This is a genomic window from Sorangiineae bacterium MSr12523 (assembly GCA_037157775.1).
Classification (GTDB): Bacteria; Myxococcota_A; Polyangia; order Polyangiales; family Polyangiaceae; genus Pendulispora; species Pendulispora brunnea.
In genome coordinates, this window is the sequence record CP089982.1 from 1,515,196 (window position 1) to 1,540,726 (window position 25,531).

The window sequence follows — 25,531 nt, forward strand, 5'->3', positions numbered from 1 at the left end:
CCGTACACGTACACGTTCCCGTTCCCGTTCCCGATCTCCTCTCTCTCTCCTGGAGACTTCGGGCACGGGCACGGGCACGGGCACGGGGGTTACGGCATCAAGTGCACGCGATGCAATGACAAGCTTCGCCAAGTGCACTGGAGAGCATGTCGGCTGCGGCCTAGCTTGAGGGCATGAACAACACCTCATTGTACTCCCCGCGCGTGACCTCCACCGTCGAGCGCTTGCTACGCACCGCTGAAACCGTCGATGCCGAGATCACGCCCCGCGCCTTTGCCCACATCAAGGCAACCGGCGGCGTGAGGGACGACCAAGCCGTTGCGCATTTGCTTCGCGACGCGTACATGGCGATCGACGTGCCGACGGCCAAGTTCCTTTACAACCTCGTTCGCGCCCGCGGTGCTGCGACCGTCGTCGAATTTGGAACCTCGTTCGGCTTCTCCACGATTCACCTTGCCGCCGCCGTCAAAGATCTCGGCGCGGGTCGCGTCATCTCCACCGAGCAGGAGCCGGCGAAGGTCATTGCCGCGCGCGCGAACCTCGAGGAGGCGGGCGTCGCCGACGTGGTGGAAATCCTCGAAGGCGACGCCTTGGGCACCTTGGAGAACCTCGAGGAGTCCATCGATGTGCTTTTCCTCGATGGCTGGAAAGCCCTGTACCTGCCGGTGCTCAAGCTGGTCGAGCCGCGCCTCGCGCCCGATGCCGTGGTGGTCGCGGACGATCTTGCCATCATGCCCGAGAAACTCGCGCCCTATCTCGAATACGTCCGTAATCCCAAGAATGGCTACTCCTCCGTGGAAATCCCGCTTGGAGACAGACTCGAGTTTTCCGTTCGAGCGCATGCGTAACCGGTAATCTATCTGGTATTCTAGGGGGGCATGAGCGCAAGCTTCTACATCGCGAGAGCCATCCTCGACGGGTTCGACAAGCACTACCGGCTCTTTCGTGAAACCACGGCCCGCGCCAAGGAGCGGTTCGAGCGCGCCGATTGGGAGGGGGGCCGCGCGGCCGCCTTCGCGCGCATCGACATGTACGACCAGCGCGTGCGCGAAGCCGTCGAGGTACTCGCCGAGCGCTTTCCCGATTTGGGGCTCGACGATACGCTCTGGCAATCGATCAAGCTCTCGTACGTGGGGCTCTTGCACGACCACAAGCAGCCGGAGTGTGCGGAGACCTTCTACAACTCCGTGGCCACGCGCGTGCTCGACCGCCGTTACCATAGCAACGAGTACATTTTCTCCCGCCCGGCCGTCTCCACCGAGCACCTCGATGGGGACGAGCCCACGTACCGCTCGTATTACCCAGCGGAACTGGGCGATGCCTTCCGGCAGATTCTCCTGAGTTACGACTTGAAGAGCCCCAAATTCGAAAACCCATTCCAGGATTTGGAGCGCGACGTGCGCCTCATGTTGCGCGCCGTGGAGGAGCACTTCCCGGAGGGCTGGGATCGGCAGCCGAATTTCCAGATCCAAGCCCTGCGTTCGCTCTTCTTTCGCAACAAGGCCGCGTACATCGTGGGGCGGGTGCTCAATGGCAACGTGCTCATCCCGCTCATGGTTCCCATTCTGCGGGACGAGGAGGGCCGCCTCTTCGTGGATGCCTTGCTTCTCGACAAGCGCAGCATCGGGCGCGTGCTCAGTTTGAACCACGTTTACTTCATGGTCGACATGGAGGTGCCCGCCGCCTACGTCTCCTTTCTCGAGACTGTGGTGCCGCAGCGCCCGCGGGCCGATCTCTATACGATGGTGGGGCTGCAGAAGCAGGGCAAAACCTTGTTCTTTCGCGATCTGCAGCAGCATTTGAAGCACTCGACCGACACCTTCGTGCTCGCGCCCGGAACGAAGGGCATGGTCATGCTCGTCTTCACGCTGCCGTCGCTCCCGTGCGTCTTCAAGATCATCCGCGACTGGTTCGAGCCGCCGAAGGATACGGATCGCAATGTGGTGTTGGATCGGTACCAGCTGGTCAAGCACCACGACCGGGTGGGCCGCATGACCGACGCGCTGGAGTTCACCCACGTAGCCTTTCCGCGTGAGCGCTTCAGTGTCGAGGTGCTCGAGGAGATGGAACGCGTTGCACCGTCCAACGTCACCATCGAGGGCGATCGCATCGTGCTCAAACACATTTACGTGGAGCGCCGCCTGGTGCCCCTGGACATGTACATCCAGGATGCCAACGACGACGAACTCCGCGACGTGATTCGCGAGTACGGTGAGGCCGTCAAGGACCTGGCGCGCGCGAACATCTTCCCTGGCGACCTCCTGACGAAGAACTTTGGCGTCACGCGGTACGGACGGGTCGTCTTTTATGATTACGACGAAATTTGTTATCTGACCGATTGCCGTTTTCGGAGCATGCCCAAACCGCGCGACGACGAAGAAGAGATGGCCAACGAACCATGGTTTGCCGTCGAGCCGAACGACATCTTTCCGGAACAGTTTCCCATGTTTCTCTTTCCGGAAGGGCGCACGCGGGAAATCTTTCTCGCCGAGCACCGCGACCTCGCCCAAGCTCGCTTTTGGATCGAGCGTCAAGCCCACATTCGCGAGGGCCGCGAGGAAGAGGTATTCCCCTATGGCGAGGCACACCGATTCGCCAACCGCGATCACAAGGGCGGGTAACGACGATTCGGTTGGCACAGATTGGCCCGCTCGGGCCGCGATAACGCTAGGAAATCCGGGCTCGAATGGGTGGCACTTCCTTTGCGATGCCACGCTTCATGCGAAATCGATCCGTTGGCTTTTTTGCCGTTTCAGCGCTCTCGCTTGGCGCGGTCGGAATCGTCCCGAGTGCCTGCAACTCGACGGGAACCCCTTCGTACCAAGCGGCGTACGAAGCCTGTGTCGCCTCGGTGCCGAAGCCCGCACCGCAGGTCGTGGCTGGCAACGCCTCGAAAGTTCAGTCGGGCCTGGTGGCCAGCGACGAGAATGCTGCCGATGCCACGATGCGCGCGGCGGCCGTTGCCGGAATGAGGCGCGCCGTCGACAATGCCAAATACAATGCCCTGGTGAATCTGCGCTGCTCCGCGCTCTCGAAGGGTAGCGGTGAATACGATAGCGCGGGAGGGGCAGGGTCGGGCGGCGTGCCGGCGCCGGCGAACGACCATGGATCGCCGACGAACGTGTCGGGCACGAACAACCAAGTGAGCGGTGTCGACGAAGCGGATTTCGTCAAGAACGATGGACACTACATATATACGGCGACGGGGTCGGCGCTGCACATCGTGGAGGCATGGCCGGCGAAGAGCATGCGCGAGGTGGGCAAGGCCACCCTCGAGGGCACGCCGCTGAAGCTCTTCGTCGTGGGCGACCGAGCCTTGGTGTACTCCTCGGTGCAGAAGCAGAATGCTGCGCCCAGCCGCTTGCGATCGGCTCCCATCGGTGGTGGCAGCAGCGGGGCCTGCACCTACGGCTACGATTGCGACTTTTCCGGCGATGGCACGGCGACGACGCTATCGCTGTTCGACCTCACCGACCGCACGCACCCGAGGTTGGTGCGAACGCTCAAAAGCTCGGCCTCGCTGATTGCGGCGCGGCGCATTGGCAATGCCGTCCACACCGTGCTCGGGCAAAGGGCGACCACGCCCAGCTACCGCACCTACCCCGAGGGAAGCCCGAAAACGGAGGCCGAGGCCGAACGAGCCTTCGAGGCCCTGAAGATCGACAACGAGAAGGCCATGGCCAACCTCACTATGAAGGACCAGCTTCCGACGTTGGATGCCGGTGGCGGGGCGGCGCCGATTACCCATCTTCTGCAGTCCACGGTGCCGGACGGCGTGGCCTTTACCACGGTCCTATCCCTCGACATCGCCAACGACAGCGCGCCGCTGAACTCCGTGACCGTATTGAGCCGTGCGGGTGCCGTGTATGCGTCGGCGAAGTCGCTTTACATGGCCGTTCCGCATCAGCGCGACGGGTATTACGGCTGGTTCGATGACGCGCCCAGCTTCGACGAAGTGTCCTCCGTGCACAAATTCGCGATTGGCGATGGTGTGCTTGCGACGGAATACCGCGCGAGCGGTACGGTCAAAGGGCGCGTGTTGAATCAATTCTCGATGGACGAAAAGGACGACCATCTCCGCATCGCCACCACCACGGGCCACCTCCCGAGCCCCAATGCGCACAACACGCTGTCCATTCTCGGGCAAGAGGGCCCGGCGTTGAAGGTCTCGGGCCAAATCGACAACATCGCCAATGGCGAGGACATTCGCTCCGTGCGGTTCGACGGCGACCGCGGCTTCATGGTGACGTTCAAGAAGACCGATCCGCTCTACGCCTTCGATCTCTCGAAACCGAGCGCGCCGGTCATTTTGGGCGAGTTGAAGATCCCGGGGTTTTCCACGTACATGCACGTGATGGACAAGAATCACCTTCTGACCATCGGTTACGACGCCAACGATCACGGTGATTTTGCCTTCTTCGACGGCGTTCTTCTGCAGATCTTCGATGTCTCGAACCCGAAGTCGCCGGCCTTGGTGCACAAGGCGAAGATTGGCACCCGGGGATCCAGTTCCGAGGCGCTGTCGGATCATCTCGCGTTCAACTACTTCGTTCCGAAGGGCGCACTCGCTCTGCCCATGACCATCTGCGAGGGCGGCGGCGACGGTTCCTATGGCACCAACATGACATTCAGTGGCCTCATGGTCTACGACGTCTCGCTGGACCGCGGCTTCGCCCTTCGCGGCACCGTGGCACACCCCAATGCGGAAACCGGCAACGGTTACAACAACGGCGGTTGCTACAACTGGTGGACCAACGCCTCGAGCGAGGTCAAGCGCAGCATCTTCATGGACGACATCGTCTACAGCGTCTCCACCTCCCGCATCAAAGCCAACGACCTGCAAACCCTCGCCACCGACGTTGCCGAGGTCTCGATTCGCTGATTTGCCCGTATAGTGACAAATGCCGGAGCTCGCTTAGCTTGAAATTGCCATTCAATGGACAAAAATGAGACCTGGCTTGGGCCGATTTTTGTCACTAAAATGGCAACAGGCCATGGCCAGCACAACCGCCAGTCTCGAAATTCACGTGAAGGGTCGCTGGCACGTGGCGGGAGCGCTGTCCTTCTCGGCGCCCGAGCGAGGCATTTCGTCGCCGGGAGCGTTCGAATACGATCTCGACTACCTCGACACCATGTCGACGGCGCTTGGTGTGCGCGACGCCCGTGCGGTGTCGTGCGGTTATCCCTTGGCGTACGACACTCCAACGGAGGCGGCCTGGCCTCCGTTTCTGTTGGACATCATTCCCACGGGGGCTGCCCGACGGTACTGGGAGGATCGTTTGCAGCTGCCGAATACGAGCAGCTCCGATTGGCAGGTGCTCATGCATGGCGCGGGAAACCCGACGGGTAACCTTCGCATTCGAGAGGCCGTTGACTCCCCCAATCCGGGGACGCATCCCGGATTCTCACGCGCCGACGTCCTCGAACGGGCCGAGCACTTCATCGAGTACGCGCACGCGAGTGGTGCACCCGTTTCGGGTTCGAGCGGGGCAGGCGGCGATTCCCCGAAGTTTCTTCTGCGGGAAGACAAGAAGGGGCGCTGGTTCGCCGATGGCGTGTTGCCGGATTCGAAGACCCGGCACTGCTGGTTGGTGAAGTTTCCCCGGACGCGTGACGCTTCCGATCGGCTGATTCTCGAAGCGGAGGCGGCATACCATGCGGTGGCCAAGCGGCTTGGCGTGCGCACCTTCGGTGACGTGACGTGGGAGAGTGACTGCCTGTTCATCCCCCGGTTCGATCGTGTGGTCCGCAAAGGTGTCATCGAGCGGCTGGGGCTCGAAAGCCTTTGTTCCCTCGTCGGCATCGCCGAATTTGGCGTGCCGCTACGCAAGGAGCGGCAGGTGAGTGCGCTCATGCGCTACGTCACCGAGCCCCAGCAGGAGCTACGCGAGTTTCTCCTTCGAGACGTTCTCGACGTGGCGATGGGAAATACGGACAATCACGGGCGCAATACTTCGGTGTTGAAGACTGCCGATGGGTTCATTGCGCTGTCGCCGCTGTACGATTTTGCCCCGATGATCCTGGATCGGCGTGGGGTGGCCCGAGTCAGCCGCTGGGAGGATAATGCCGATTATCCGAATTGGACGGGGGTCGCGGAAGCTGTGGCTCGTTTTGCAGACGTTGGCCAGACGAAGCGCTGGCTTCGTCACCTCGGCGCTCGGATCGAGGAGCTTCCGAACACCATGAAGGACGTGGGGGTTCCCGTTCGCGTCATCGCACGATGCGAAGAGCGCATTCGGCGTGTCGCATCCGGATTGCGTACGGTGCGGTGATGGCAAGTGTCCGGAAGAAAAAAGAAGACCGCGCCGCTCTTCGTACCGAGTTGTACGATCGCGTAAAGCGCGGCGAGATCTCCCTGGTGGAAGCCGTGCGGACGATGCGCAAGATCGCTGGTAAGACGCAGGCGGAGTACGCGCGCCTCGTGGGCGTTGGGCCGCGCGTGCTGATCGACTTCGAGAGGGGCGTAGGCAATCCCACCATCAAGACGCTGGAAAAAATGCTACGCCCCTTCAACCTCGAGCTAACGGTTCGCAGAAAACCCGAAGAGCGCGATTGACTACTCCTCCGGTTTTACCCAGATGCCGCGTTCGTGCATCAATCGGATTTGCCGGTCGATGACTTCCTCGCGGTACTCGGCGTGTTTCATCGGGGCGCGGTGGAGGTACAGGTTTTTCGGATAGATGGGGCGGCGGTAGAGCAATTGATAAAGTTCGGTCGGTAGATCCTTCATCCAATTGTCCCATTGGGCGCGGGCGCGGTGGTCGCGCAAGGCTTGGATGTCCACCACGCCGGCAACGTAGGTCGAACCGGCGCCGTAGCGTTGCTCCCCCACGATGCGGCCTTTGTAGTCGATGACCATGGATTGCCCGCCGAAGGTATCGATGGGCGTGTTGTCCTCGGGGTGCAAGTAATAGGTGCCCATGTTGGGGGCGACGACGTACACGTTGTTGTCGAGCGCCCGTGCCCGGCTCTGAATTTCGAACATGCCATTTCCGACGGCCGGGTGCGGGTAGGCTCCGCGGTAAATGACCTCGGCGCCATTGAGCGCCAACGCACGGGCATTTTCCGGATAGGAGCCCTCGTTGGCCATCATGATGCCCAAGCGCCCTATTTCGGTATCCACCACGGGCCAGAAGGCATCGAGCTCGTTGCCGTACTTCGCAACCCATGCATCATACACATTGTGTGGAACCACCGAGTGCTCCACGGGAAACAGCGGTGCCACCTTGTGGTGGCGCAAAATCAGCTTTCCCTTGGGATCGAGGATGAAGCCCACATTGAAGAACCGCTCGGGAAAATCCGGGTGACGCGCCTTGGCCTGCGCAATGACGTAAGCGTCGAACTCGCGCGCAATCTTTCCGAGGGCCTCCGTTTCCGGGCCGGGGATGTCGATGGCGCACTCGCGTGCGAAGGTGACGTGATCCAAATCGAGCACTTCATCGTTGAATCCCTGCAACGCCCCTTCCGGAATGGCGATGAGGCGCACCGGTAGGTCCAAGCTCGAAAGCCACCCGGCGGCCTTGGCCAGGTGCCCCAAGTGCTCGATGTTGATCCCGATGTCGGCGCGCTTGCGAATACCGCGAACCGTGGGAATGAGTCCGACCGCCGTGTACGGTTTGATCATGGAACCTTCCTCCGCGCGAAAGTAAGAATGGATGGCCTGACAGCAGACGCCTTCGTGAAGCCTTTCGCAAGGAGACAGAGCGAATCGTGAAGAAAGGTTAATGAAGTTGCAAATCGATATCATCATGGCACGACGTCACCATGGCTAGTGGTCAAGGGCTGCTCGGAAAGATGTTGGGACGCCTCCTGTTTCGCCACGCGACCGCAACCGCGGTGCACGAGGTTTCTGCCCACTTCCGCCGCGTCGAACTGCGCGGGGAAGCATTGCGGAACGCGGGCTGGGCCGCCGGCGACAAGGTCCAAGTGTTCCTTCCGGACATCGGCATGCGCACGTACACGCCGCTCTCGTGGCACGAGGCGCGCGGCACCACGGAGTTGTTGCTCTATGCGCATGGCGATGGGCCAGGCAGCCGCTGGACGCAGAGCCTTCGCGAGGGCGACGCGTGCCAATTTTTCGGCCCGCGACGTTCGCTGAGTTTGCGCGAAGACGAGCCGATTTTTCTCGTTGGCGACGAAACGGCGTTCGGCGTGGCGCACGCCTTCAAATCCTCGATGCGCGCGGGCGGGATGCGGGCGGCTTTCGAAGTGACATCGCGCCCCGAATCGGAGGGGGTGCTCCACCAAATCGGCCTCGCCGATGCGGAGTGTTTCGAGCGCGCGCCGGAAGACCTGCACTTGGATGGCGTCTGCGGATCGATCCGGCGTGCGGTGACGGCGCGCCCCGATACGCGCCTGGTGCTCACCGGACGCGCGCAATCGATCCAATGGATCCGTGCGCGGCTCAAACGCGATGGGCTTCGCGCCCCGAGCACGGTGAAGCCGTATTGGTCCGTCGGCAAGCGCGGACTCGACTGAATCACCTGGGATTACCTGTTGCGGACACGGCGTCGGGACAATCCGGGCCTTTTGGCGCGACTTCTGATAAAGATAATCTGTGCCAAATAGCCATTTGAGCCGGGAAGCCGTTCGGCGCGCCATTTCAGAGGCGTGCGAGGCGCTGGTCGATCGTGAGACGTTGGTGGAGCTTGTCGTGCTTTGCGCGGTCGCCGGTGAGCACCTTTTGGTGGTGGGCCCACCCGGTACCGGAAAAAGCGAAGCGGTTCGCCGAATCGCGCGCAGGCTGGGTGGCCGGTATTTCGAGTACCTGATTGGACGGTTCACCGAGCCGACGGAGCTCTTCGGGCCGATCAACCTGCGCAAATTGAAGGAGGGAATCGTCGAAACCGAGACCGCCGGCATGCTGCCCGAGGCGGAAATCGCCTTTTTGGACGAGGTTTTCCTCGGCTCCACCGCTATTTTGAACACGCTTTTGAGCTTGCTCAACGAGCGCACCTTCCGCCGCGGGCACACCCTTCTCGATTGCCCATTGCGCGTCTGCGTGGGCGCGTCCAATCGTTTGCCGGAGGACGAGCAGCTCGCCGCCTTCGCCGACCGCTTTCTCGTGCGCGTCTTCGTCGAGCCCATTGGCGATGCCGGGCTCGAGGAGCTGCTCACCGCGGGCTGGTCGCTCGGTGCGGAGCGACGCGATCCTGCGCCGGCCACCATGGCGGATGTCGACGAGCTGGCGCGCTCCGCACGGACGATGGACCTAGCGCCGGTACGCCCGGCGATGGCGCATGCCGTGCGCACGCTTCGAGCGGCGGGCATCGAGTGGACCGATCGACGCATCGTGCGCGTGCAGCGACTCGTGGCCGCGGCGGCGGCGTTGGCGGGAAGGAAACGGCCCAGCGAGGCGGATCTCTGGCCCATGGTGTTCGCATTGCCAACGGAGCAAGCGCAGCGCCTCGGGCGCGATGTCTTGCGCGATGCGCTCGGGGCAGCCGAAAACGAGAGCCTCGCTTCGGCGGCGGCGGAAGGCTCGCTCGGGCTGCGGGCGCGCGGCGCGAAGATCCTCCAGCGAGCTGGCGCGCTGCTGGAGGCTCGACCCTCGGAGCATGAAACGCAGGCGTGGCGGCTGCAGCTCGAAGGCGTGGCCCGCGAGATCGACGCCACGTTCGGCAAAGAGACGATGCCCGACGACGTGGCCGGGCTGCGGGCGCGCGTGGTGGAGATCCTCGCGGAATGAACCCGGGAATCGCGGTGACGTTTTCCGCGCGGGGCGATCCGCTCGAGCCCGTGGGCGTGGTGGGCGTGGGGCCGGCGGCCCTGGCGCTGGCCCGCCGCGTGCTCGCGGAGGACAATGCCACGCTGGCGAGGTGGCGTGGCGTGACGGCGCAAAATGCCTTGCTTCTCCTCGGCGCAAGCGACGCGTTGCCTTGGGTCGACGGCGCGCACTACCTCGGTCGAGACCCGGCGGCGCCGCGCCTCCTCATGCCCACGACGCATCGCCCGGACGTGCCCCTCGAGGCCTTCGAGCGCGCGCTATTGCACCATGCGGCCTCGCTCGCGCCACCCTTGGCCATTCTGCTCGAGCCCCGTTGCATCGTGTCCGTGGCGGAGGCGCGGCCGGTGATGCGCGAGCTTCTGCAGGCATGGGTGGATCGATCGTGACATCGCTTCCGCGTACCCTCGCGCCCTGGGCGAAGCAGTTGGAGATCTTTCCAGAGCCCATCGCCATGGCCCTTCGCGATTTGGCGTCGCGGTTGGCGGGCCTGTTGGGCACATTGGGGGCGCATGCCGCGGGGGAGGGGACCTTCGATGGATTCGATGGCCTCACGCGGCGTGGTTCGTACGAGCGATTGCTCCTTACGGAGTGGTTTCTCCAAGACGAGTTGCCCGAGGAGTTCATTCGCCGCGCCATCTCGGGCGAGCACGCATTTCTGAAACGCGCGTACCGCCAGCCGACGGAGACGCTGCGTTCGTGCGTCCTGCTCGATGCGGGGCCGGAGCAGCTCGGCGCACCGCGCATTGCGCATCTCGCGGCCCTCGTGGTGCTGGCGCAACGTGCGGAGGCGCGTGAAGCCGAGTGGACGTGGGGCATCCTCCAGGACGGTGCGCACAAGCTTCACACCAAGGTGCACGCGGCCAGCATCACCGAGTTTCTCCTCGCTCGGAGCACGCGTCCGGTCTCGGAACACGATTTCGAGGCCTGGAGGAGCATCGTTCACCCGGGCTCGGAATTGTGGTTCGTCGGTGGCGAGCGACTCGAGGCCGAGGCCGAGCGACGAAAGGCTTCTCTGCTCGCCGTCTCGGAGCTTCTCGAGCCGGGTGCACCGGCGGCCCTTCGCGTGCGCGTGCGCGCGCGGACCGTCACCTTGGAGCTTCCGCCCGCGCCCATTGCGACGCGTTTGCTGCGCGATCCATTCGAGGTGGGCGTGGCGCCACGCACGTCGGCGAAGGTGGTGCTCGATCCGCGCTCGAATCTTCTTTTCTCGGTGGATGCTCGCCTGCTTTACGCGCGAGGTGCCGCCGGATCGCTTCTCACGTTCCGCATTCCGAATTCGCCGCATGGCACGGTGGGCCCTCCCACGGCCTTCGCGCCGCCCGGTCAAGGTGTCGTGGTGGCCGTGGGGCAGTTGGATGCGAAAAAGCGTTTCGCCGTCGTTCAGGAAGATGAGCGCGTCATGCTGCATTACCTATCGAGACGTGGCGCGCAGAGTCTTGCGGCGCAGCCCCATGAACCCGTCCGCGGTTGCGAGCCCACGCCGGTGCGCGAGGTGCAGGCGCTGCAGCCGCTCGGTGTTCTTTCGCAGGGAACGTATTTCTTTCTTCAGGTGGACGGGACGCTGGTGGAGCTTCGCGAGCGCCAATTGCGGAGTTGGCCGACGCGGGCAGGGGGCCGACCTTCCCGCGCGGTCCAGGGGGGATTGATGTACATCGACGAGGTCGAGTACCCCGTCGGGGTGACGACACCGCGATTGATGTGGGCCAAGCACGACACGGCATCGGGGCCGCTCGTTGCGGTGAGTGAGCGCGTGGATCTGTCGGGTATTGGCGATGAGATCGGGCACTTGTTCTTCGGGGCGACCCACGACTTGGTGGCCTGCGCCGAGCCCGAAAGCACCCGTTGGACGATTCTCAAGAAGAAGAACTCCGTGTCCGTTTGCGTGCCGCAGGGCAGCGAGGTCGTCGGGGTCATCGAAGATCGCGTGCGCCCGCGGCTCGTGGTGCTGGACGAGACACGCACACGGATTGCTTTGATGGACCATGAGTCCAACGAAATTGTGGTGACCACGACGTCGCCCATTCTCCGTGCGGCGGCCAGCGACGCGTCCTCGGATATTGGCTATTTCACGCGCGACGGGCAGCTTGGTGTGCACTCGTGCCGCTACGGCGCCGCCGTGCTCCGCGTCTCCGTGGAGATGGTGCCATGATCAGGCCGCGCCACCTCGTGCATCGCGGTTCGGTGCCCGCGTCGGGGTTCGTCCTCGATACGCGGCTCGTCCCCGAGGCCACGGCGCGCGCGCGCATTCTGAGCATCGCCGCCAGCGTGATGGAGGTGCGCCGCGCGGACGATCGACTGATTGTGCGCCTTCGCCGTCCCGTGCGCCTGGACGCGGCGACCGCCATTGGGGCGCCGCTCGTTTCGTACGGGCGCCTTCATGCGGCCATGGCGCTCGATCCCGACGAGGTGCAGTCCCTCGCAACGGGGTCGGAATCCGTCGTCCTGGCCGCGGGCGGTGAATGCGTGTCGTTGCCCTTGGCGGGCATCGCGCTGGAGGACATCGCGCAATGGCTCGATGTTTCGTCCTTCGACGTGCGGACCGATGCCGTGTCCCTCGGTGAGATTGCGATGTCCCCCGCGGCGCAGTGGGTGCCTCCGTCCGAGGACGTGCGCGCGCCGCTCGGCGTGGAACCGATGGCGAAAGCGGGAGAGGCGCTGCTGGCGGCCCTGGCATCCCCGCCGGGTGCTGCCCCGCCGCCCCGTCCGTGGCTCTCGATGATCTGGCGCGCGTTTGCGTGGCTGATGACGTGGCGCGCGCCAGCTTCATCGTCGTCGGACGGGACGGCGCCGCCGGCATCGCCATCGTGGTTCGAGCGCGTTCGCGGCTGGTTCGAAGGTGTGGCGGCGCGTCTCTTGTTCTGGACGCGGCTCGCGCCGCTCGTGGGGCGCCGGCATGCGCAGTATTTGGAGCGGCTGTTCGACATGTTCGCCGCGGACGATCTCGAAGGGGCGCTGCGCCATGCCATTCCCCTGAACGACTCCGTGGCGGGAGCCCTGAAGACACGGCCATTGCTGGCCACGCCGTCACCTCGTTCCAATCTCGCCATCGTGCCTGCGCGTGGCCTGGCGACCGCCACGATGCAACTGGGCGACAATCTGTTCGATACGCTCCGGCAAACGTACCGGCGTGCATTCGATGCCTTGGTTCAGCGCGGGGACATCGAGAAGGCCGCATTCGTTCTCGCGGAGCTTCTTCAATCGAACCTCGAGGCCGTGTCGTTTCTCGAACGGCACGGCCGCTGGACATTGGCGGCGGAAATCGCCGAAGCGCGAAAGCTCACGCCCGCCCTCGTGGTGCGTCAATGGTTCCTCGCCGGCAACAAGGAGCGTGCGATCCGCGTCGCCCGCCGCACGGGGACATTTGCCGAAGCGGTGTCGCGGCTCGAGTCGTCGCACGCCCAAGAGGCCTATGCTTTGCGCCTCGCCTGGGCCGACATGCTGGCGAGCAGCGGGGCGTACGCCGCCGCCGTCGACGTGGTGTGGCTCATTCCGGCTGCGCGGGGGCTTGCGGGCGAATGGATCGAGCGGGCCATTGCCGTCGGCGGAATCACCGGCGCAAAGATGCTCGTTCGCAAGCTGCACATGGACGCGGGGGCGTTCTCCGAAGTGCGCGATCTGCTTGCATCGCGGATGGCGATGGAGGGCGAGGGCGCGGCCGTCGCCACCGCGGTGGGCCAAGCCGTGCTCTCCGAGGAGAAGCGCGAGGACATGGCCATTCTCGCAAAGTTGGCGGCGCGTGCCCTCATGCCCCACGCGCATGCGAGCCCGGCTCTCGTGCAGCAGCTCGTGGAACGCGCGGCCGATCCTGTCTTTTCGGCCGACGCGCGTCCGCGTGGCCCGGCGCGGGAGTCGGCGGTGCGCCTGAAGGCGTTCGCGCTCACGCATATGGGCACCACGCGCATGAGCAATGAGGACGCGTGCATCGCGACGACGCTTACGAGGATAGGGCAACCACGTTCGGGGACGCTGCTCGACGTGGACGTTGCGCATGACGGTGTATTGATCGGTGCATTCGACGGGACCGGTGGTCACGCGTCCGGTGAGCTTGCGAGCGCATTGGCCGCGTCCATCATCGCCGACGCACTGCAACGCGCCTTCGCCAAAAACCTGCTCACCGTCGAGGTGGCGTCTCGCGCACTCACGGCCGCCGTAGAATGCGCAAACCGGGCCATTTTCAAAAGGGCAACCGAGGACCGATCCGTTCGCGGCAGTGGGAGCGAGGCGACCGTCGCGACAGTGCAGGGAAGCACCCTGCTGGTTGCGCAAGTGGGCGCCACGCGCGCCTATCTTCTCCGCGAGGGTGAACTGCTGCAGCTGACGAAGGATCACTCCCTGCTCAACGATTACCTTGCGAAGCAAACGCTGACGCCGGAGCAGGTCGCCGGTATCCCAGGGAATGTCATCACGCGTGCGCTCGGCATGAAAGAGGACGTGAGTCCCGACATCGTTCGCATCGATTTGCGACGCGACGACACGGTGCTGCTTTGCTCCGATGGTCTCTGGCAAAACCTCGAAGGACGAGTGATCCAATCCATTTTGCAGGGTCGGTCCCCGCAGGCAGCCGCCGAGGAACTCGTGCACGCTGTTTTGTCGGCCGGCGCACCCGACAATATTTCCGTCGTGGTCGCCCAGATCGCCGGCGATGTTCTTCCTGCGAAGTCCCTATCGGAACACCGCGTGGCGGGGGACGCAGGTGCCATTCCCATTTACGATGCCGTTGCACTTCCCGACGGCCGGCTCCTCGTGGCCCTTGGTGAAGTCGGCGTATGGCTGCTTTCGCGCGAGGGCAAAGTCCTCACCCGCTTCGGCGAGCCCGCGCACCAACTCGTGATCTCCGACCACGGCGACCGCGCCATCCTCGTTGCCCCCCGCGGAGAGACCTGGCGCCTCGCACGATTGGACATCCTCGCCCGCAAAGTGCGACCTTGGTGCGACGCGCGCATCGACCATTTTGCCGACACCTTCGACGGCGCGGTCTGGTACGTCTCCCGCGGCGACACCCTTTTTGCCATCGATGTACTCTGCACGGATTGGGAGCACCTCTGGGAGGTCCACGACCCGGACTTCTCCATCCGATCCATCGGCCGAAGTCCCCAAAGCGTGAGCGCCTATTTCCAGCGCCGGACGGACCTTCACGACGAAATCTGGACCTTCGAGGCAAAGACCCACACCTTGCGCCAACGCGCGCCGGTGAATCCTCCAAGTGCGCTGTTCCGTTTCGATGCCGCGGGGCCAGGAGGTGCTTGTGCAGGTTGGTTCAAAGTCGACAACGGTGACGAATGGGAGTCCTACGTCTACAACCGCAAGGAATGGATTCGCATTCCATTGAGCTCGGCCTTACCGGAGCCATCGAGCGCGAGCCACGAGCACGCCGCCTTCGCCCACTGGGGCAACGACGGCCTCTCGATTCGCATCTACGACATCATGGCCAAGGAATGGGCCGCATTCCGACTCGACGGCGACCGAGGCGCCCACATCTTCCGATCGCGGCACGTCCGCTTTCAAGAAGACTGCACCCTCGTCTTCGACCCCTGGGGCCGAATCCTCATCCTCCAATCCGGCCGCATCACGCGGGAATACCGTATCTAACGTGGCAAGCAGGCAAGGCCAATCTCATGATTCGTCGTCCTCCAACTCGAGAATCTCTTCCAATCCTGGGACTTCGCCGTTCGCGAGGTAGCGCGCCCACTCGTCGGGGTGCTCGCGCGCGATGAGCGTGCGTAGAACGGACGACTTCAAGCGGGTGATCGGCTTTCCGTCGGTGCTGCTGCGCGGGCGGATGCCCAGCTCGCGCGGGGCGTAGATGGTGAGCTCGATGGGGAAGACATCGGGGACCAAAATGTGCGTGAATTCCATCACGCGGCCGTGTTTCATGATGCTCACGCGTTGCACCTCGTGCGTCCATCCGAGCGTGCGCACGTGGGTGAGCACGTCCTCCTCGTCATGCGCGAACACGTGCAGGTCGATGTCGCTGCCGCTGCGCACATGGCCGGTGGCCACCGAGCCAATCAACCGCGGAAAGAAGGGTTCGAGCTCCTGCATCGCCTCCAGCGCCGCAATGCGCATCGCAAAAAGCTTTCGCGTGCGGGCCTCGCCCTCGATTTCCTCGGCGAGCGTCAACAAGGCGTCTTTGATCTCGCCATTCGACGGAAGGTCCCGAGGTCGATACCGCAGACCGCGGACGCCGGTTTGGCCGAGCAAACGCTTCGCCGCGATGCGTTTGGCCGTGAAATACTGCTTTACGCCCTCCCCGTACATGATCTGCGCGGCAAGCTGCGCAATCGCCGCCCGCAGACCGCCATAGCGCTCCCAGCTCATGATTCGCGCTCGACCTGCTCGATCGAATAGAGCGGCGAAAGCACCTCGCGCAGCCGCGCAATGGCTCCACCCACGGTGGTTCCGTGCCGCACGGCCCCGTAAAGCCGTTTTTGCACGACCTGCTGCGAAATGCCGAGGCGCCTCGCAATTTCTGACTGCGACAGCCCCTCGAAAAAATGAAGCTCCACAGCCTCACGCTGCTTGTCCGTGAGCGCTGTTTCGACCGCGTGCCTTACGGCATCCTCGAGTCTTTCCCTTTTGTTCTCATCGGGTAAAAACGTTCCTTTCATCGTCGTCGATAGCGGAGTGCACGAGAAGGTCGACGGCCTCCTCGGCAGATAAAACACGAATACCAATGCGCCGCCCGCCGAGGTCCCACCGGCGAAGGCGCTCGAGATCCGCGAGTTCGCGCGTACCTCGGTATTTGCGACGTGTACGCCGCGGCTCGCGCAGAAGGTCCAAGTGATGACGCACGAGCCACACGGCCCGCGGCGCGAGCAGCCCTTCGAGCAGGTCTGCGCCTACTTCATCGTGCGTCCGACCATCGATGGCTTTTCCCACGTCGTGAAACAGGGCCGCGGCCCATAAAACGGCATCGTCCGACTCACGCCGGGCGAGATCGAATACCTGAAGCGAGTGATAAAGTGCGTCTTCCTCGGGATGATAGCGCAAAGGCTGCCGCACGCCATCGAGCCCGAGGAGCAGGTCTAGAAGTTCGTCGTGCATCGTCCTCACCGCCTCTACCCAAGGCGGCGGCTACACCCACCTCGCGCTGGACGATTATGGGCGACCCATGGCATCGATGTCCGGGCCGATGGCCGTGAGCAACGCTTCGTGCGCCGGCTTGGGGTGCTCGGCCGCGGGAACGTAATAGCAACGCGCGGCTTCTTCTGCGCTGTAGGCGCCTTGCGAACAGAAGGACGCCGCCCAATGGACATTGGCGGACGAGGACGTGCGCTGCACGATGGTCGGAAGCTGCGCGGTCCAAAAAGCCTCGCGGCTGGGCAAATTCGCGCGTGAGGGCTCGACACCGGCGGGCGGGAAGGACGAATCGTGATCCAGTCCGCTCTTTCGCTCCGACGTGGACAGGTGCACCGCAAACGGGGAAATACCCTGTTTGAGATCGATGGTTGCGCCCACGTCGACCTCGTAATTGGCCGAACGCTCGACCGCTTCGAAGGTAAAAACGCGATTCTCCTCGCGGTATTTCGTCACGGGCCGCGTCTTGGTTCGGTAGGCCGTGCGGTTGCGGGTCACGGGCCGGGTGCGCGACACCTGGCGATATTTCGTCACCGGGCGGCTGTCCGTGCATGTGCTCTTCCCGTCCGAGCACGTATGCGTGTACGTCTCGTGATCGGTATAGGGCTCGTTCTCGAAGTACGTCTCGGTGTCCTGATAATATTCGGTGTACGCCTCTTGGTACTCTTCGGTTGCCTGGTAAGCCACCTGCTCGACCCAGGGACGCGAAAGCGTTCTCGGTTGCGAGCGGAACGACGCGCGGTTCTTGCCCTGGATCGTGGCCACCGCGGACACTTCCGCACGCGGATCCCAGAAAACCGACGTTTCCAGTCCTTTGCGAAGCGCGGCGGCGAAGGCATCGCGCCCCTCGAGGGACATGCCTTCCACCTCGCCCCCGAGAACCACCTGCGAAATGTGGAAAGGCAGAACGGGAACCCGCGGCGTCTGCACATTGAAGTGCGCGCAGTACTTCCCGATCAAATCGGACAGATACGGATTCGTCCCGGGGGTGGCCGGCGCGAGCTTGCCGCAGCGCGCAGCACCCGCGGCCATGATGGCATCGTGAATCGTGCTCTTGATCGGCGCGAAATCCGGATGGCGCAGCACCTGCCGCTCGCGCGCGGACAAGTGCGCGTCCGCGAGAAGCGGTGCATTCTTGTCGAGCATCACGCCGCACTCGGTCGTGATCTCGTTTTCCACCCAGGTCATCTCTTCGCGCGTGCGCTGCTGGATGGCCGGGCTCCCCCGGTCGTTCCAATCGCGCGCGTGTTGAAGGAGGTTGCCCACCCCTTCGATCGCTCGATCCTTGTTGCCGCCGCGACGCGACTCGGCAATGGACGACAGGATCCCTAGAAAAACGCGCTCACGAGCTTGCGCGAGGCGACCCCGCAGCTCTTGATCGGCGGGATCCTTCGCCACGAGCTGCGCGTAATCGCGCGCGGCCGCCTCGTAATCGCCGCGCTCGAATGCGCTATCTGCGCGTCCGCGCAGGCCTGCGCAACCGAAGCTGGAAAGAAAGAAAAGAAGACCAATCGAAGCCCAACGAGCTCTCATTGCTTATTGCCGAGAGCTTATACCACCAATTGGCGCCGGATCTTCCCTGGCCCCCCCCGTGCCCGTGCCCGTGCCCGTGCCCGTGCCCGTGCCCGGTGGCCGTATCCTCGCCCGATCGAAGATCGGGCACGGGCACGGGCACGGGCACGGGCAGGGGGGGGAGAGAGAGAGAGAGGCTCAGAAATCGTCGGGGGTTCGTGTTCGGTCGCGGACCCAGACGCCAGCCTCTTTCAGTGGGGCGGTACCGGTGTACGGCCCATTCGGGCAGGTACCGCCCTTGAAGACGGCCCCCGAGCGCTCGTCATCGGAGTAGTTCCAGTTCACCCAGCTGATTTTCTTGCTGGCCATCAAGTCGATGTACTGCTGGGACCGCGAAAAGTTGTTCCCACCGTCGCCGGACGCCGTTTGCGTTCCGAACTCGGTCACGAACATGGGAATGCGGTCGGCCGCGCGCGACAAGGCGTTGATGTACTCGGACCCGTGCGATGCCGCGTAGAAGTGGAACGTGTAGAGCACGTTCGAGGCGTTGACGGGGTTGTTGATCACCTCCGTCTCGTTGGCGTCGTCGGAGACGCCCAGGGACGACCACGCCCGCGTGCCGAGCAGGATCACGGAGTCGGGATCCTTGGCGCGGATCACGGGGATGATCTGCTCGTGGTAGCTCTTGATGCGCGCCCAATCCACGCCGCTCGGTTCGTTGGCCACCTCGTAGAGGATGTTGTTCCGCGAACCATGCCGCTCGGCGATCTCGTTGAAGAACGTCTTCGCGCGGCTCAAGTTGTAATGCGGATCGCCCGGCTCGAGCATGTGCCAATCGACGATGACGTACATTCCGCGCTGGCTCACCTGCTCGATGAGCGAGTGCACCAAATCGGTGTACTGGCGCGGGTTGGTCTCGTAGCCGCCCTCTTGAATGTACATCGAAAGACGGACGACGTCGGCCTTCCAATCATTGGCCAGAGCGTCCAACGATGCCGAGTTGATGCACTGGCGATACCATTGCAAGCCGTGCGTGCTCATACCGCGCAATTGAATGGCCTTGCCGTTCTGATTGCAAAGCTTCGTCCCACAGACCTTCAATTGTCCATTGGCCTGGACGGGCGTGCCCGATGGCTGGGTGGTGGTTCCCACGGTCAGCTTATCAAGATTCGGGCCTCCGTTTGCCGTGGTGGCCGTGGCACGAATGGTATTCGAGCCGGCAGCGAGATTGACGCTGATGGTCGCGTCGCTCCACGTCGTCCACGCACCCGTGCCATTGAAGGCGAGACCGCTGCGCACCACCGTGCCATTTACCGCGATATCCATGGGCCGATTGGTCGTCGTACCATTCGCGAAGCGGAACGTGAGATTCGTTGCGCCGGCAGCCGACGCATTGACCGTGAATTGGACGTAACTGCCCGTTACGTTGTCATAATTGACGAACCCCGAGCCGCTGTACCCATCGTGGTTGGATTCCACGACCCCTTGCGAAATGCTCGCACCTTCGGCCTCGTAGTCTGTGGCCAGGGATTGTTCCGCTGCAGCGGCCTTTTCGCCCGCATTGTCACTGCACGCGATGCTGCACGATAGACCTAGGATTGCCAATGATGTCGCGGCGGGTCGAAACCGCCTTCGGACCATAGGAGACATTGGAAAACCTCCCTTCCTGAGCGCAGGACGGTGCAGCACCATTGGGCGAAGGTCAATGTTAATAATTAAGAAAGTTTCCTAATTATAGTCTGGCGCAACCATTGCGAAACCAGCGCAGCTCAACGGACTATATTTGACGCACCGCGAAGTGTCACCGGAAATGCCGCGGGCTCGAGGCCGGGATGGGTTGTTGCCTGAGCATCGTCCTTGGACAAGACGAGAAGAACGCGGTTCTCTTTCGAGGAAGCCTGTGGAGAAAGTGCTGACGCTATGACGAACTTCACACCTTGGTCGGCGATGCTCGGGGGAGTCCTGATTGGACTCAGTGCGTCGATGCTTCTTTTGCTGACCGGTCGCATTGCGGGGATCAGCGGCATTGTCGGTGGCCTGCTTCGCCCCATGTCGGGGGAGGCGGTGTGGCGTGCGTGGTTCCTTGCCGGGCTGATTGCCGGCGGACTGGCACTTTCCGTTCTGCACCCTGCCTCCCTCGGCGCGACGCCGGTGCCCATCGGATTGGCCATCGCCGGCGGATTGTTCGTGGGATTCGGGACACGTCTCGGTCATGGATGCACCAGTGGTCACGGAGTGTGCGGTTTGAGCCGGCTTTCGGTGCGCTCGCTGGTGGCGACGTTCACCTTCATGGCGACGGGCGCGCTGTCCACGTACATTGTCCGCCACATCGTGTACGGGGGCCAGCCGTGACCAAACGCGATGCTGTTGCATTCGCATCAGGGCTTCTCTTTGCGCTCGGTCTCGGAGTGGCGCAAATGACCCAGCCGGCCAAGGTCCTCGGCTTTCTGGACATCGCAGGGGCATGGGATCCCAGCCTGGCCTTCGTCATGCTCGGGGCCATCGGCGTGCATGCGCTGTTCGTGCGGTACGCAAAAACGCTTCCACGGCCGCGCTTTGCCGAGGCGTTCTCCTGGCCCGAGGCCACGGGCATCGATGCGCGTCTCGTCGCCGGCGCTGCGCTCTTCGGCATCGGCTGGGGCATCAGCGGTTTTTGCCCGGGCCCGGCGCTGGTCTCGCTGGTCACCTTGTCGGCGAAGACCGTCGCCTTCGTGCTGGCCATGCTCGCTGGCATGGCCATTCATCGGCTTTTCGTGCGCTCTAACCCTTGAATGTCGACGGGCCGAAATCTCCGAATGGCTCATCGCGCTCGCGCACGGCTTCCTTGAAGCCCGCCTCCGCGGCGCGGCGTTGAAAGGCGTAGCCCTCGCGGGTGTGCCGGGCAATCCCATCGAACACGGTGCCGAGCACCTGCGTCGTGGAGAGCCCGGCGCCCATCACGGTTTGGTTGACCAATAGCTTCATCATGACCAGCTGATTCACCGGCACGCGCGCAATGCGCTCGAGCAGCACCTCGAAGCGCGCATCGAGCTCTTCGCGCGGGGCCGCCTCGCACGCCAGGCCCCAGGCCACGGCCTCGGTGCCGGACAAGCAGTCGCCGGTGAAGAGCAGACGCTTCGTCTTTTCGATGCCAATGCGGTGTGCCCACACCGCGGTCGTGGGCACGCCCCACACGCGTGCCGGCGGATAACCGATTTTCGCCTTGTCTTCGATGACGAGCAAATCGGAACAGAGTGCCATGTCCGTTCCGCCGGCCACGCAGAATCCATGTACTTTGCATACGACGGGCTTGTCGCTGTGAAAGAGGCTCATGAAGCCGCGCACATTGCGATTCATCATTTGGAAATCGAGCATCGGGTCCCACGTTTTGCTGGGATCGTGGTTCTCGAATAAGGTGAATGGATCCAGCGGCGAGCCGGGCATCGGCTCGCCAGCGGGTTCGAGATCGGCCATGCGTGCTTCGGCGCTCACCACCAGGTCGTATCCGCCGCAGAAGCCTTTGCCGTTTCCCGCCAGCGCAATCACATGCACGCTCGGGTCGAGGTTGGCGCGCTCGACGGCGAGGGCCAATTCGCGCGGCATGTCGGGGGTAATGCCATTGCCGCGCGATGGGCGATTCAATGTGATGCGCGCAATGCGGTTGGCGGTCGAGTACGTTAGGGTTTTCCAGTCGCTCATGCGCAAACATTACCACGGTTGACGGATGCTGTTCGTGGATGTAATGTTTGCTCATGCGGCCGACGGCAAAGAGTCTCATCCTTGATTTGTTATCGGTCGCGGGCGGCCTGGCGTTTCCCGTGCGAAAGCTCACCGTAGCCTGCTCGTTGTTCGACATCAGCGAAAACAGCGTGCGCGTCACCTTGGTCCGCCTTTCCGCGGCAGGGCTCATCGAGGCCGCCGGTCGCGGCGCCTACCGGCTGGGCGAAAGCGCCGTGGAATTTGCCTCCGAGGTTTCGTCTTGGCGCACCGCGGAAACACGCGTGCGCCAATGGAATGGCGACTACATCGCCGTGCACGGCGGCGCCCCCATCAGCGATCGCGTGGCGCGCAAACGCGGACAGCGCGCATTGCAAATGCTCGGCTTTCGCGAGCTCACACGGGGCTTGTCGGTCCGTCCGGACAATCTGGAGGGCGGTGTCGATTCGGTGCGGACGCGTCTGCACACACTGGGCCTCGAATCGGAGGCGAGCGTCTTTCGCGCGTCCGCCTTCGATCCCGCGCTCGAGGTGCGAGCCCGCGGCCTGTGGGACGCAAAGGAGCTTGCGGCCTCGTACAAGCGCTCGCGGGTCCGCCTCGGAGCATGGCTCGAGCGCGCACCCGGGCTCGAGCTCGACGTGCAGGCGCGGGAAGCGTTTCTGCTCGGCGGCAGCGCCATTCGACAGCTCGTGTACGATCCGATGTTGCCGGCACCGCTGGTGGACGTGGACGAGCGCCGCGCCTTCGTGGAGGCCGTGCGCAAGATGGACAAGGCCGGAAGGGCCATCTGGAAGCGCTTTTTGGGCCTCAGCTTGGGGTCGGCCGTCCCGTCCACCGTGCAGCTCACCGACGAAAACCCGCCGCCCGGCGGATGGATCCAGTGATGTTCAGGGCCAAAGACGTCCTCTCCAACGACGAGATTCGCGCACTCACGGCGCGGTCCGATGCCGCGGGCTTTTGGGCCGTGGGTTCGACGTGGGCCATCATCGCGCTGACGTTCGCGGTGCTCGCGCGCTGGCCGCATCCCGTAACCTTCGTGCTCGCGCTGGTCGTGTTGGGCGGTCGGCAGCTCGCGCTATCCATCCTGATGCACGAGGCGGCGCATCGTTCGCTGTTTGCACGCCGCATGTTCAATGACGTGCTCACGGACTGGCTCTGCGCACGCCCCGTGTGGAACGACGTCGCGCGCTACCGCAAGCACCACGCGATGCACCATGCCCATACGGGTACGGATGCCGATCCGGATCGGAGCCTCGCGGATCCCTTTCCGGTGTCGCGCCGCTCGCTCGCGCGGAAGTTCGCCCGCGATTTGGTGGGCATTACCGCGGTCAAGCGCATCATCGGTCTCGTGCTGATGGATCTCGAGGTACTCGACTACACCGTGGCCGCGAATGTGACGCGGCGGCCTCGCAATGGGCGTCGCTTCATCGATTATGCGAAGGCCGGTTTGCGCAATGCCGGGGGCATGCTGCTCACGAACGCCGCAATGGCCGGGGTGCTGGCGGCGACCGGCCATCTCTGGCTTTATTCGGCGTGGGTCGTTGCGTACTTCACCACGTACAGCCTCTTTTTGCGCATTCGTTCGCTTGCCGAGCACGCCTGCACCGAGCGCGGGGACGACCCTTTCCGCAACACGCGAACGACGCGCGCGGGCCTTCTCGCGAGGCTCACCGTGGCGCCGTGCCATGTGAATTACCATATCGAGCATCATCTCTTGGTCGCGGTGCCCTATTACCGATTGCCCAAGCTGCATCGTTTGCTGCGCGCCCGCGGCGCCATCGGTGAGCCGGTGCCGAACTACACCGCGGTGCTCGGCATCGTTACCGCGCCTTGATGGTGGCTGCCGCAGGGCCCGTTTGATGCCGAGGGTGTCTCCCGGCCCACGCGTGAGGGAAGGCGGGACACGGTTTGCGCGCGCACGGCGGGGCATCCCGCGGTGAAACACGTGTGCGCGCTTGGCATGCGCTCTTGCAGTTCGCCCCGGCGACATGGTTCGCCAAGCTTGCTTCGTTTTCGTGATGATGGCGTCCGCATCGCTCGTAGCCTGCGCGGGCACGAAGGACGACGCGGCGCCGGCGCCCTCCTCGGAGGAACCCGCGCCCGCTCCTGCGCCGCCGCCCGTCGCCGAGGCGGCGGATGCCGGTACCGCCCTCATCGGTGCGCTCTACATGCAGACGCCGATCATGAGCGAGATGGCGTGGCAGAAAGAGGGCGGCGTCCGCATTGGCTACGTTCGGCAGGGGCAGAAGGTGCCGGTATTCGCCCAGCCGCACCCGCAAGAGAATTGCAAAGCAGGTTGGTACGAGCTCGTTCAAGGTGGATTCGTCTGCGGGAAATACGCATCTCTGGATCTGAATCAACCGAGCTTCCAAAAAGCAGGGCATCCGCCGGACATGCAAGCGTCGATGCCTTACGAGTACGCGTACAATCTTACCAACGGAACGCCGCTCTACCGCACGCCGCCTTCCCGTGAGACGCGGCTCGAGTCGGAGCCCTGGCTTTTGCCCAAGAAAGAAGCGCCGGAGGACGAAGCGCAAGTCGATACACCGGACGCAGGGGCTCCGTCCGACGGCGGAACGCCCTGGTACCTCCGCGATTACGGTGGCGCGAAACCGCAGGTCACCTTGGACGAATTGCGCGGGGGCAAAGGCCCTATTGCAAGCCGCATGGTGAGAGGCTTCTTCCTTTCGCTCGACAAGGATGTGACCACCGACGGGGGCCATTGGTGGAAAACGCAGGACGGTCTCTATGCGCCGTTCGAGCGGCTCGTCGCGTACAAGCCTGCCACGGACTTCCATGGCATCTGGCTCGAAGGCGACGGCCCCACGGCGGTGGGCGTGATCCTTTCGCAGAAGGCCAAGAAGTATACGGTTTCGGCGAACAAGAAGACGGTCACCGCGGGGGCTTCATTGCCGTACCACACGGTGCTCCGGCTGACGGGGGCGAGTGTGACCCTCGATGGCGCGCGCTACGACGAGACCTCGGAGGGCTTTTGGACCAAGGCCTCCGAGGGCACGAAGACCCGCGCCGCCGACCCACCGAAGGATCTCGCGCCCGGCGAGAAATGGATCGACATCGACGTCACCGCGCAGATGCTCGTGGCCTACGAGGGCGATAAACCGGTATTCGCCACGGCGGTGTCGACGGGGGTCATCGACAAGAAGGACAAGACACGCGACCACCACACCGTGCTCGGCTCATTCCGCGTTCGCGAAAAGCACATCTCGTCCACGATGGACGACGACGTCCCGGGCGTGGGCCCGTATTCGCTCCAAGACGTGCCCTGGATCATGTTCTTTCAAGGCAGCTACGCGACGCACACCGCGTTTTGGCACAATTCCTTCGGCCGCATGCGCAGCCACGGTTGCGTGAACATGGCCCCGCAGGACGCAAAAGCGCTTTTCATGTGGAGCGAACCCCGCCTGCCCGAGGGCTGGCATGGCGTCCTAGCCACCGCCGAACGCCCCGGCACACGCATCATCGTGCGCGAGTAGCAGGCTGAATGACCGAGCGCGCACG

At 63.7% G+C, this 25,531-nt stretch carries 22 protein-coding genes; 15 read left to right on the forward strand and 7 right to left on the reverse strand.

Translation table 11 applies throughout. The annotated features are described in order from the left end of the window. The first annotated feature begins 173 nt into the window (after window positions 1-173). From LZC95_06025 to LZC95_06045, 5 genes are all read left to right on the forward strand, one after another. On the forward strand, window positions 174-848 hold the full coding sequence (locus LZC95_06025) for a class I SAM-dependent methyltransferase (GenBank protein WXA96394.1): 675 nt from the start codon (window positions 174-176) through the stop codon (window positions 846-848). Window positions 849-878: 30 nt separating this feature from the next. After that, on the forward strand, window positions 879-2,621 hold the full coding sequence (aceK, locus tag LZC95_06030) for a bifunctional isocitrate dehydrogenase kinase/phosphatase (GenBank protein WXA96395.1): 1,743 nt from the start codon (window positions 879-881) through the stop codon (window positions 2,619-2,621). Window positions 2,622-2,719: 98 nt separating this feature from the next. Next, entirely contained in the window at window positions 2,720-4,882 is a 2,163-nt protein-coding gene (locus LZC95_06035) for a beta-propeller domain-containing protein (protein WXA96396.1), read from the forward strand. A 112-nt stretch (window positions 4,883-4,994) separates the two neighbouring features. Beyond that, the gene (locus LZC95_06040; protein ID WXA96397.1) at window positions 4,995-6,272 is read left to right on the forward strand and encodes a type II toxin-antitoxin system HipA family toxin; all 1,278 of its coding nucleotides are present in this window, start codon (window positions 4,995-4,997) and stop codon (window positions 6,270-6,272) included. Beyond that, window positions 6,272-6,556 (forward strand): helix-turn-helix domain-containing protein, encoded by a 285-nt coding sequence (locus tag LZC95_06045; protein WXA96398.1) that lies wholly within the window; start codon window positions 6,272-6,274, stop codon window positions 6,554-6,556. The genes LZC95_06040 and LZC95_06045 overlap by 1 nt, the downstream gene beginning before the upstream one ends. Here LZC95_06045 and LZC95_06050 read toward each other — a convergent pair whose 3' ends face one another. Further along, window positions 6,557-7,624 carry a hypothetical protein gene (locus LZC95_06050; GenBank protein WXA96399.1) on the reverse strand — a complete coding sequence of 356 codons (1,068 nt, stop codon included), beginning with the start codon at window positions 7,622-7,624 and terminating at the stop codon, window positions 6,557-6,559. Window positions 7,625-7,764: 140 nt separating this feature from the next. On the opposite strand from LZC95_06050, the gene LZC95_06055 reads away from it, so the two are divergent. From LZC95_06055 to LZC95_06075, 5 genes are all read left to right on the forward strand, one after another. Then, the gene (locus tag LZC95_06055) at window positions 7,765-8,478 is read left to right on the forward strand and encodes a siderophore-interacting protein (GenBank protein WXA96400.1); all 714 of its coding nucleotides are present in this window, start codon (window positions 7,765-7,767) and stop codon (window positions 8,476-8,478) included. Window positions 8,479-8,557: 79 nt separating this feature from the next. Next, the gene (locus LZC95_06060) at window positions 8,558-9,688 is read left to right on the forward strand and encodes an AAA family ATPase (protein ID WXA96401.1); all 1,131 of its coding nucleotides are present in this window, start codon (window positions 8,558-8,560) and stop codon (window positions 9,686-9,688) included. After that, complete coding sequence (locus LZC95_06065) at window positions 9,685-10,113, forward strand: hypothetical protein (protein ID WXA96402.1); 429 nt, start codon at window positions 9,685-9,687, stop codon at window positions 10,111-10,113. The genes LZC95_06060 and LZC95_06065 overlap by 4 nt, the downstream gene beginning before the upstream one ends. Beyond that, window positions 10,110-11,876, forward strand: coding sequence for a hypothetical protein (locus tag LZC95_06070; GenBank protein WXA96403.1), 1,767 nt, complete (start codon window positions 10,110-10,112; stop codon window positions 11,874-11,876). The genes LZC95_06065 and LZC95_06070 overlap by 4 nt, the downstream gene beginning before the upstream one ends. Beyond that, the gene (locus tag LZC95_06075) at window positions 11,873-15,316 is read left to right on the forward strand and encodes a protein phosphatase 2C domain-containing protein (GenBank protein WXA96404.1); all 3,444 of its coding nucleotides are present in this window, start codon (window positions 11,873-11,875) and stop codon (window positions 15,314-15,316) included. Before LZC95_06070 ends, LZC95_06075 begins: the two co-directional genes overlap by 4 nt. 24 nt (window positions 15,317-15,340) lie before the next feature. Here the strand turns inward: LZC95_06075 and LZC95_06080 are convergent, their stop codons facing one another. From LZC95_06080 to LZC95_06100, 5 genes are all read right to left on the reverse strand, one after another. Further along, entirely contained in the window at window positions 15,341-16,045 is a 705-nt protein-coding gene (locus LZC95_06080) for a nucleotide-binding enzyme (protein WXA96405.1), read from the reverse strand. Further along, window positions 16,042-16,335, reverse strand: coding sequence for a sigma-70 family RNA polymerase sigma factor (locus LZC95_06085; GenBank protein WXA96406.1), 294 nt, complete (start codon window positions 16,333-16,335; stop codon window positions 16,042-16,044). Before LZC95_06085 ends, LZC95_06080 begins: the two co-directional genes overlap by 4 nt. Continuing rightward, window positions 16,310-16,771 (reverse strand): HD domain-containing protein, encoded by a 462-nt coding sequence (locus LZC95_06090; GenBank protein ID WXA96407.1) that lies wholly within the window; start codon window positions 16,769-16,771, stop codon window positions 16,310-16,312. Before LZC95_06090 ends, LZC95_06085 begins: the two co-directional genes overlap by 26 nt. A gap of 54 nt (window positions 16,772-16,825) precedes the next feature. Beyond that, window positions 16,826-18,337 carry a tetratricopeptide repeat protein gene (locus LZC95_06095; protein ID WXA96408.1) on the reverse strand — a complete coding sequence of 504 codons (1,512 nt, stop codon included), beginning with the start codon at window positions 18,335-18,337 and terminating at the stop codon, window positions 16,826-16,828. 177 nt (window positions 18,338-18,514) lie between these two features. Continuing rightward, a complete protein-coding gene (locus tag LZC95_06100) occupies window positions 18,515-19,966 on the reverse strand; it encodes a cellulase family glycosylhydrolase (protein ID WXA96409.1) in 1,452 nt (483 codons plus the stop codon). 270 nt (window positions 19,967-20,236) lie between these two features. Between LZC95_06100 and LZC95_06105 the strand changes: the two genes are divergently transcribed. Both LZC95_06105 and LZC95_06110 read left to right on the forward strand, forming a co-directional pair. Beyond that, window positions 20,237-20,668, forward strand: a complete 432-nt coding sequence (locus LZC95_06105) for a YeeE/YedE family protein (protein ID WXA96410.1) — start codon at window positions 20,237-20,239, stop codon at window positions 20,666-20,668. Beyond that, window positions 20,665-21,087 (forward strand): YeeE/YedE family protein, encoded by a 423-nt coding sequence (locus LZC95_06110; GenBank protein ID WXA96411.1) that lies wholly within the window; start codon window positions 20,665-20,667, stop codon window positions 21,085-21,087. The genes LZC95_06105 and LZC95_06110 overlap by 4 nt, the downstream gene beginning before the upstream one ends. Here the strand turns inward: LZC95_06110 and LZC95_06115 are convergent. Further along, complete coding sequence (locus LZC95_06115; GenBank protein ID WXA96412.1) at window positions 21,077-21,994, reverse strand: crotonase/enoyl-CoA hydratase family protein; 918 nt, start codon at window positions 21,992-21,994, stop codon at window positions 21,077-21,079. The two genes, LZC95_06110 and LZC95_06115, sit on opposite strands and share 11 nt — an antisense overlap. A gap of 53 nt (window positions 21,995-22,047) precedes the next feature. Here LZC95_06115 and LZC95_06120 point away from each other — a divergent pair, with 53 nt between their 5' ends. The 3 genes from LZC95_06120 (at window position 22,048) to LZC95_06130 (ending at window position 25,506) form a co-directional block, all read left to right on the forward strand. Next, the gene (locus tag LZC95_06120; protein WXA96413.1) at window positions 22,048-22,896 is read left to right on the forward strand and encodes a hypothetical protein; all 849 of its coding nucleotides are present in this window, start codon (window positions 22,048-22,050) and stop codon (window positions 22,894-22,896) included. Next, entirely contained in the window at window positions 22,896-23,846 is a 951-nt protein-coding gene (locus LZC95_06125) for a fatty acid desaturase family protein (GenBank protein WXA96414.1), read from the forward strand. The genes LZC95_06120 and LZC95_06125 overlap by 1 nt, the downstream gene beginning before the upstream one ends. A gap of 184 nt (window positions 23,847-24,030) precedes the next feature. Continuing rightward, complete coding sequence (locus LZC95_06130) at window positions 24,031-25,506, forward strand: L,D-transpeptidase (protein ID WXA96415.1); 1,476 nt, start codon at window positions 24,031-24,033, stop codon at window positions 25,504-25,506. Window positions 25,507-25,531 lie beyond the last annotated feature (25 nt).

Bases quoted from the DNA above. Each gene is read 5' to 3' on its own strand.
- LZC95_06080 (WXA96405.1), bottom strand. From the start codon at position 16,045: ATGAGCTGGGAGCGCTATGGCGGTCTGCGGGCGGCGATTGCGCAGCTT.
- LZC95_06120 (WXA96413.1), top strand. From the start codon at position 22,048: ATGCGGCCGACGGCAAAGAGTCTCATCCTTGATTTGTTATCGGTCGCG.
- LZC95_06075 (WXA96404.1), top strand. From the start codon at position 11,873: ATGATCAGGCCGCGCCACCTCGTGCATCGCGGTTCGGTGCCCGCGTCG.
- LZC95_06115 (WXA96412.1), bottom strand. From the start codon at position 21,994: ATGAGCGACTGGAAAACCCTAACGTACTCGACCGCCAACCGCATTGCG.
- LZC95_06050 (WXA96399.1), bottom strand. From the start codon at position 7,624: ATGATCAAACCGTACACGGCGGTCGGACTCATTCCCACGGTTCGCGGT.
- aceK (WXA96395.1), top strand. From the start codon at position 879: ATGAGCGCAAGCTTCTACATCGCGAGAGCCATCCTCGACGGGTTCGAC.
- LZC95_06025 (WXA96394.1), top strand. From the start codon at position 174: ATGAACAACACCTCATTGTACTCCCCGCGCGTGACCTCCACCGTCGAG.
- LZC95_06090 (WXA96407.1), bottom strand. From the start codon at position 16,771: ATGCACGACGAACTTCTAGACCTGCTCCTCGGGCTCGATGGCGTGCGG.
- LZC95_06125 (WXA96414.1), top strand. From the start codon at position 22,896: ATGTTCAGGGCCAAAGACGTCCTCTCCAACGACGAGATTCGCGCACTC.
- LZC95_06055 (WXA96400.1), top strand. From the start codon at position 7,765: ATGGCTAGTGGTCAAGGGCTGCTCGGAAAGATGTTGGGACGCCTCCTG.
- LZC95_06085 (WXA96406.1), bottom strand. From the start codon at position 16,335: ATGAAAGGAACGTTTTTACCCGATGAGAACAAAAGGGAAAGACTCGAG.
- LZC95_06105 (WXA96410.1), top strand. From the start codon at position 20,237: ATGACGAACTTCACACCTTGGTCGGCGATGCTCGGGGGAGTCCTGATT.
- LZC95_06130 (WXA96415.1), top strand. From the start codon at position 24,031: ATGATGGCGTCCGCATCGCTCGTAGCCTGCGCGGGCACGAAGGACGAC.
- LZC95_06065 (WXA96402.1), top strand. From the start codon at position 9,685: ATGAACCCGGGAATCGCGGTGACGTTTTCCGCGCGGGGCGATCCGCTC.
- LZC95_06040 (WXA96397.1), top strand. From the start codon at position 4,995: ATGGCCAGCACAACCGCCAGTCTCGAAATTCACGTGAAGGGTCGCTGG.
- LZC95_06100 (WXA96409.1), bottom strand. From the start codon at position 19,966: ATGTCTCCTATGGTCCGAAGGCGGTTTCGACCCGCCGCGACATCATTG.
- LZC95_06095 (WXA96408.1), bottom strand. From the start codon at position 18,337: ATGAGAGCTCGTTGGGCTTCGATTGGTCTTCTTTTCTTTCTTTCCAGC.
- LZC95_06045 (WXA96398.1), top strand. From the start codon at position 6,272: ATGGCAAGTGTCCGGAAGAAAAAAGAAGACCGCGCCGCTCTTCGTACC.
- LZC95_06035 (WXA96396.1), top strand. From the start codon at position 2,720: ATGCGAAATCGATCCGTTGGCTTTTTTGCCGTTTCAGCGCTCTCGCTT.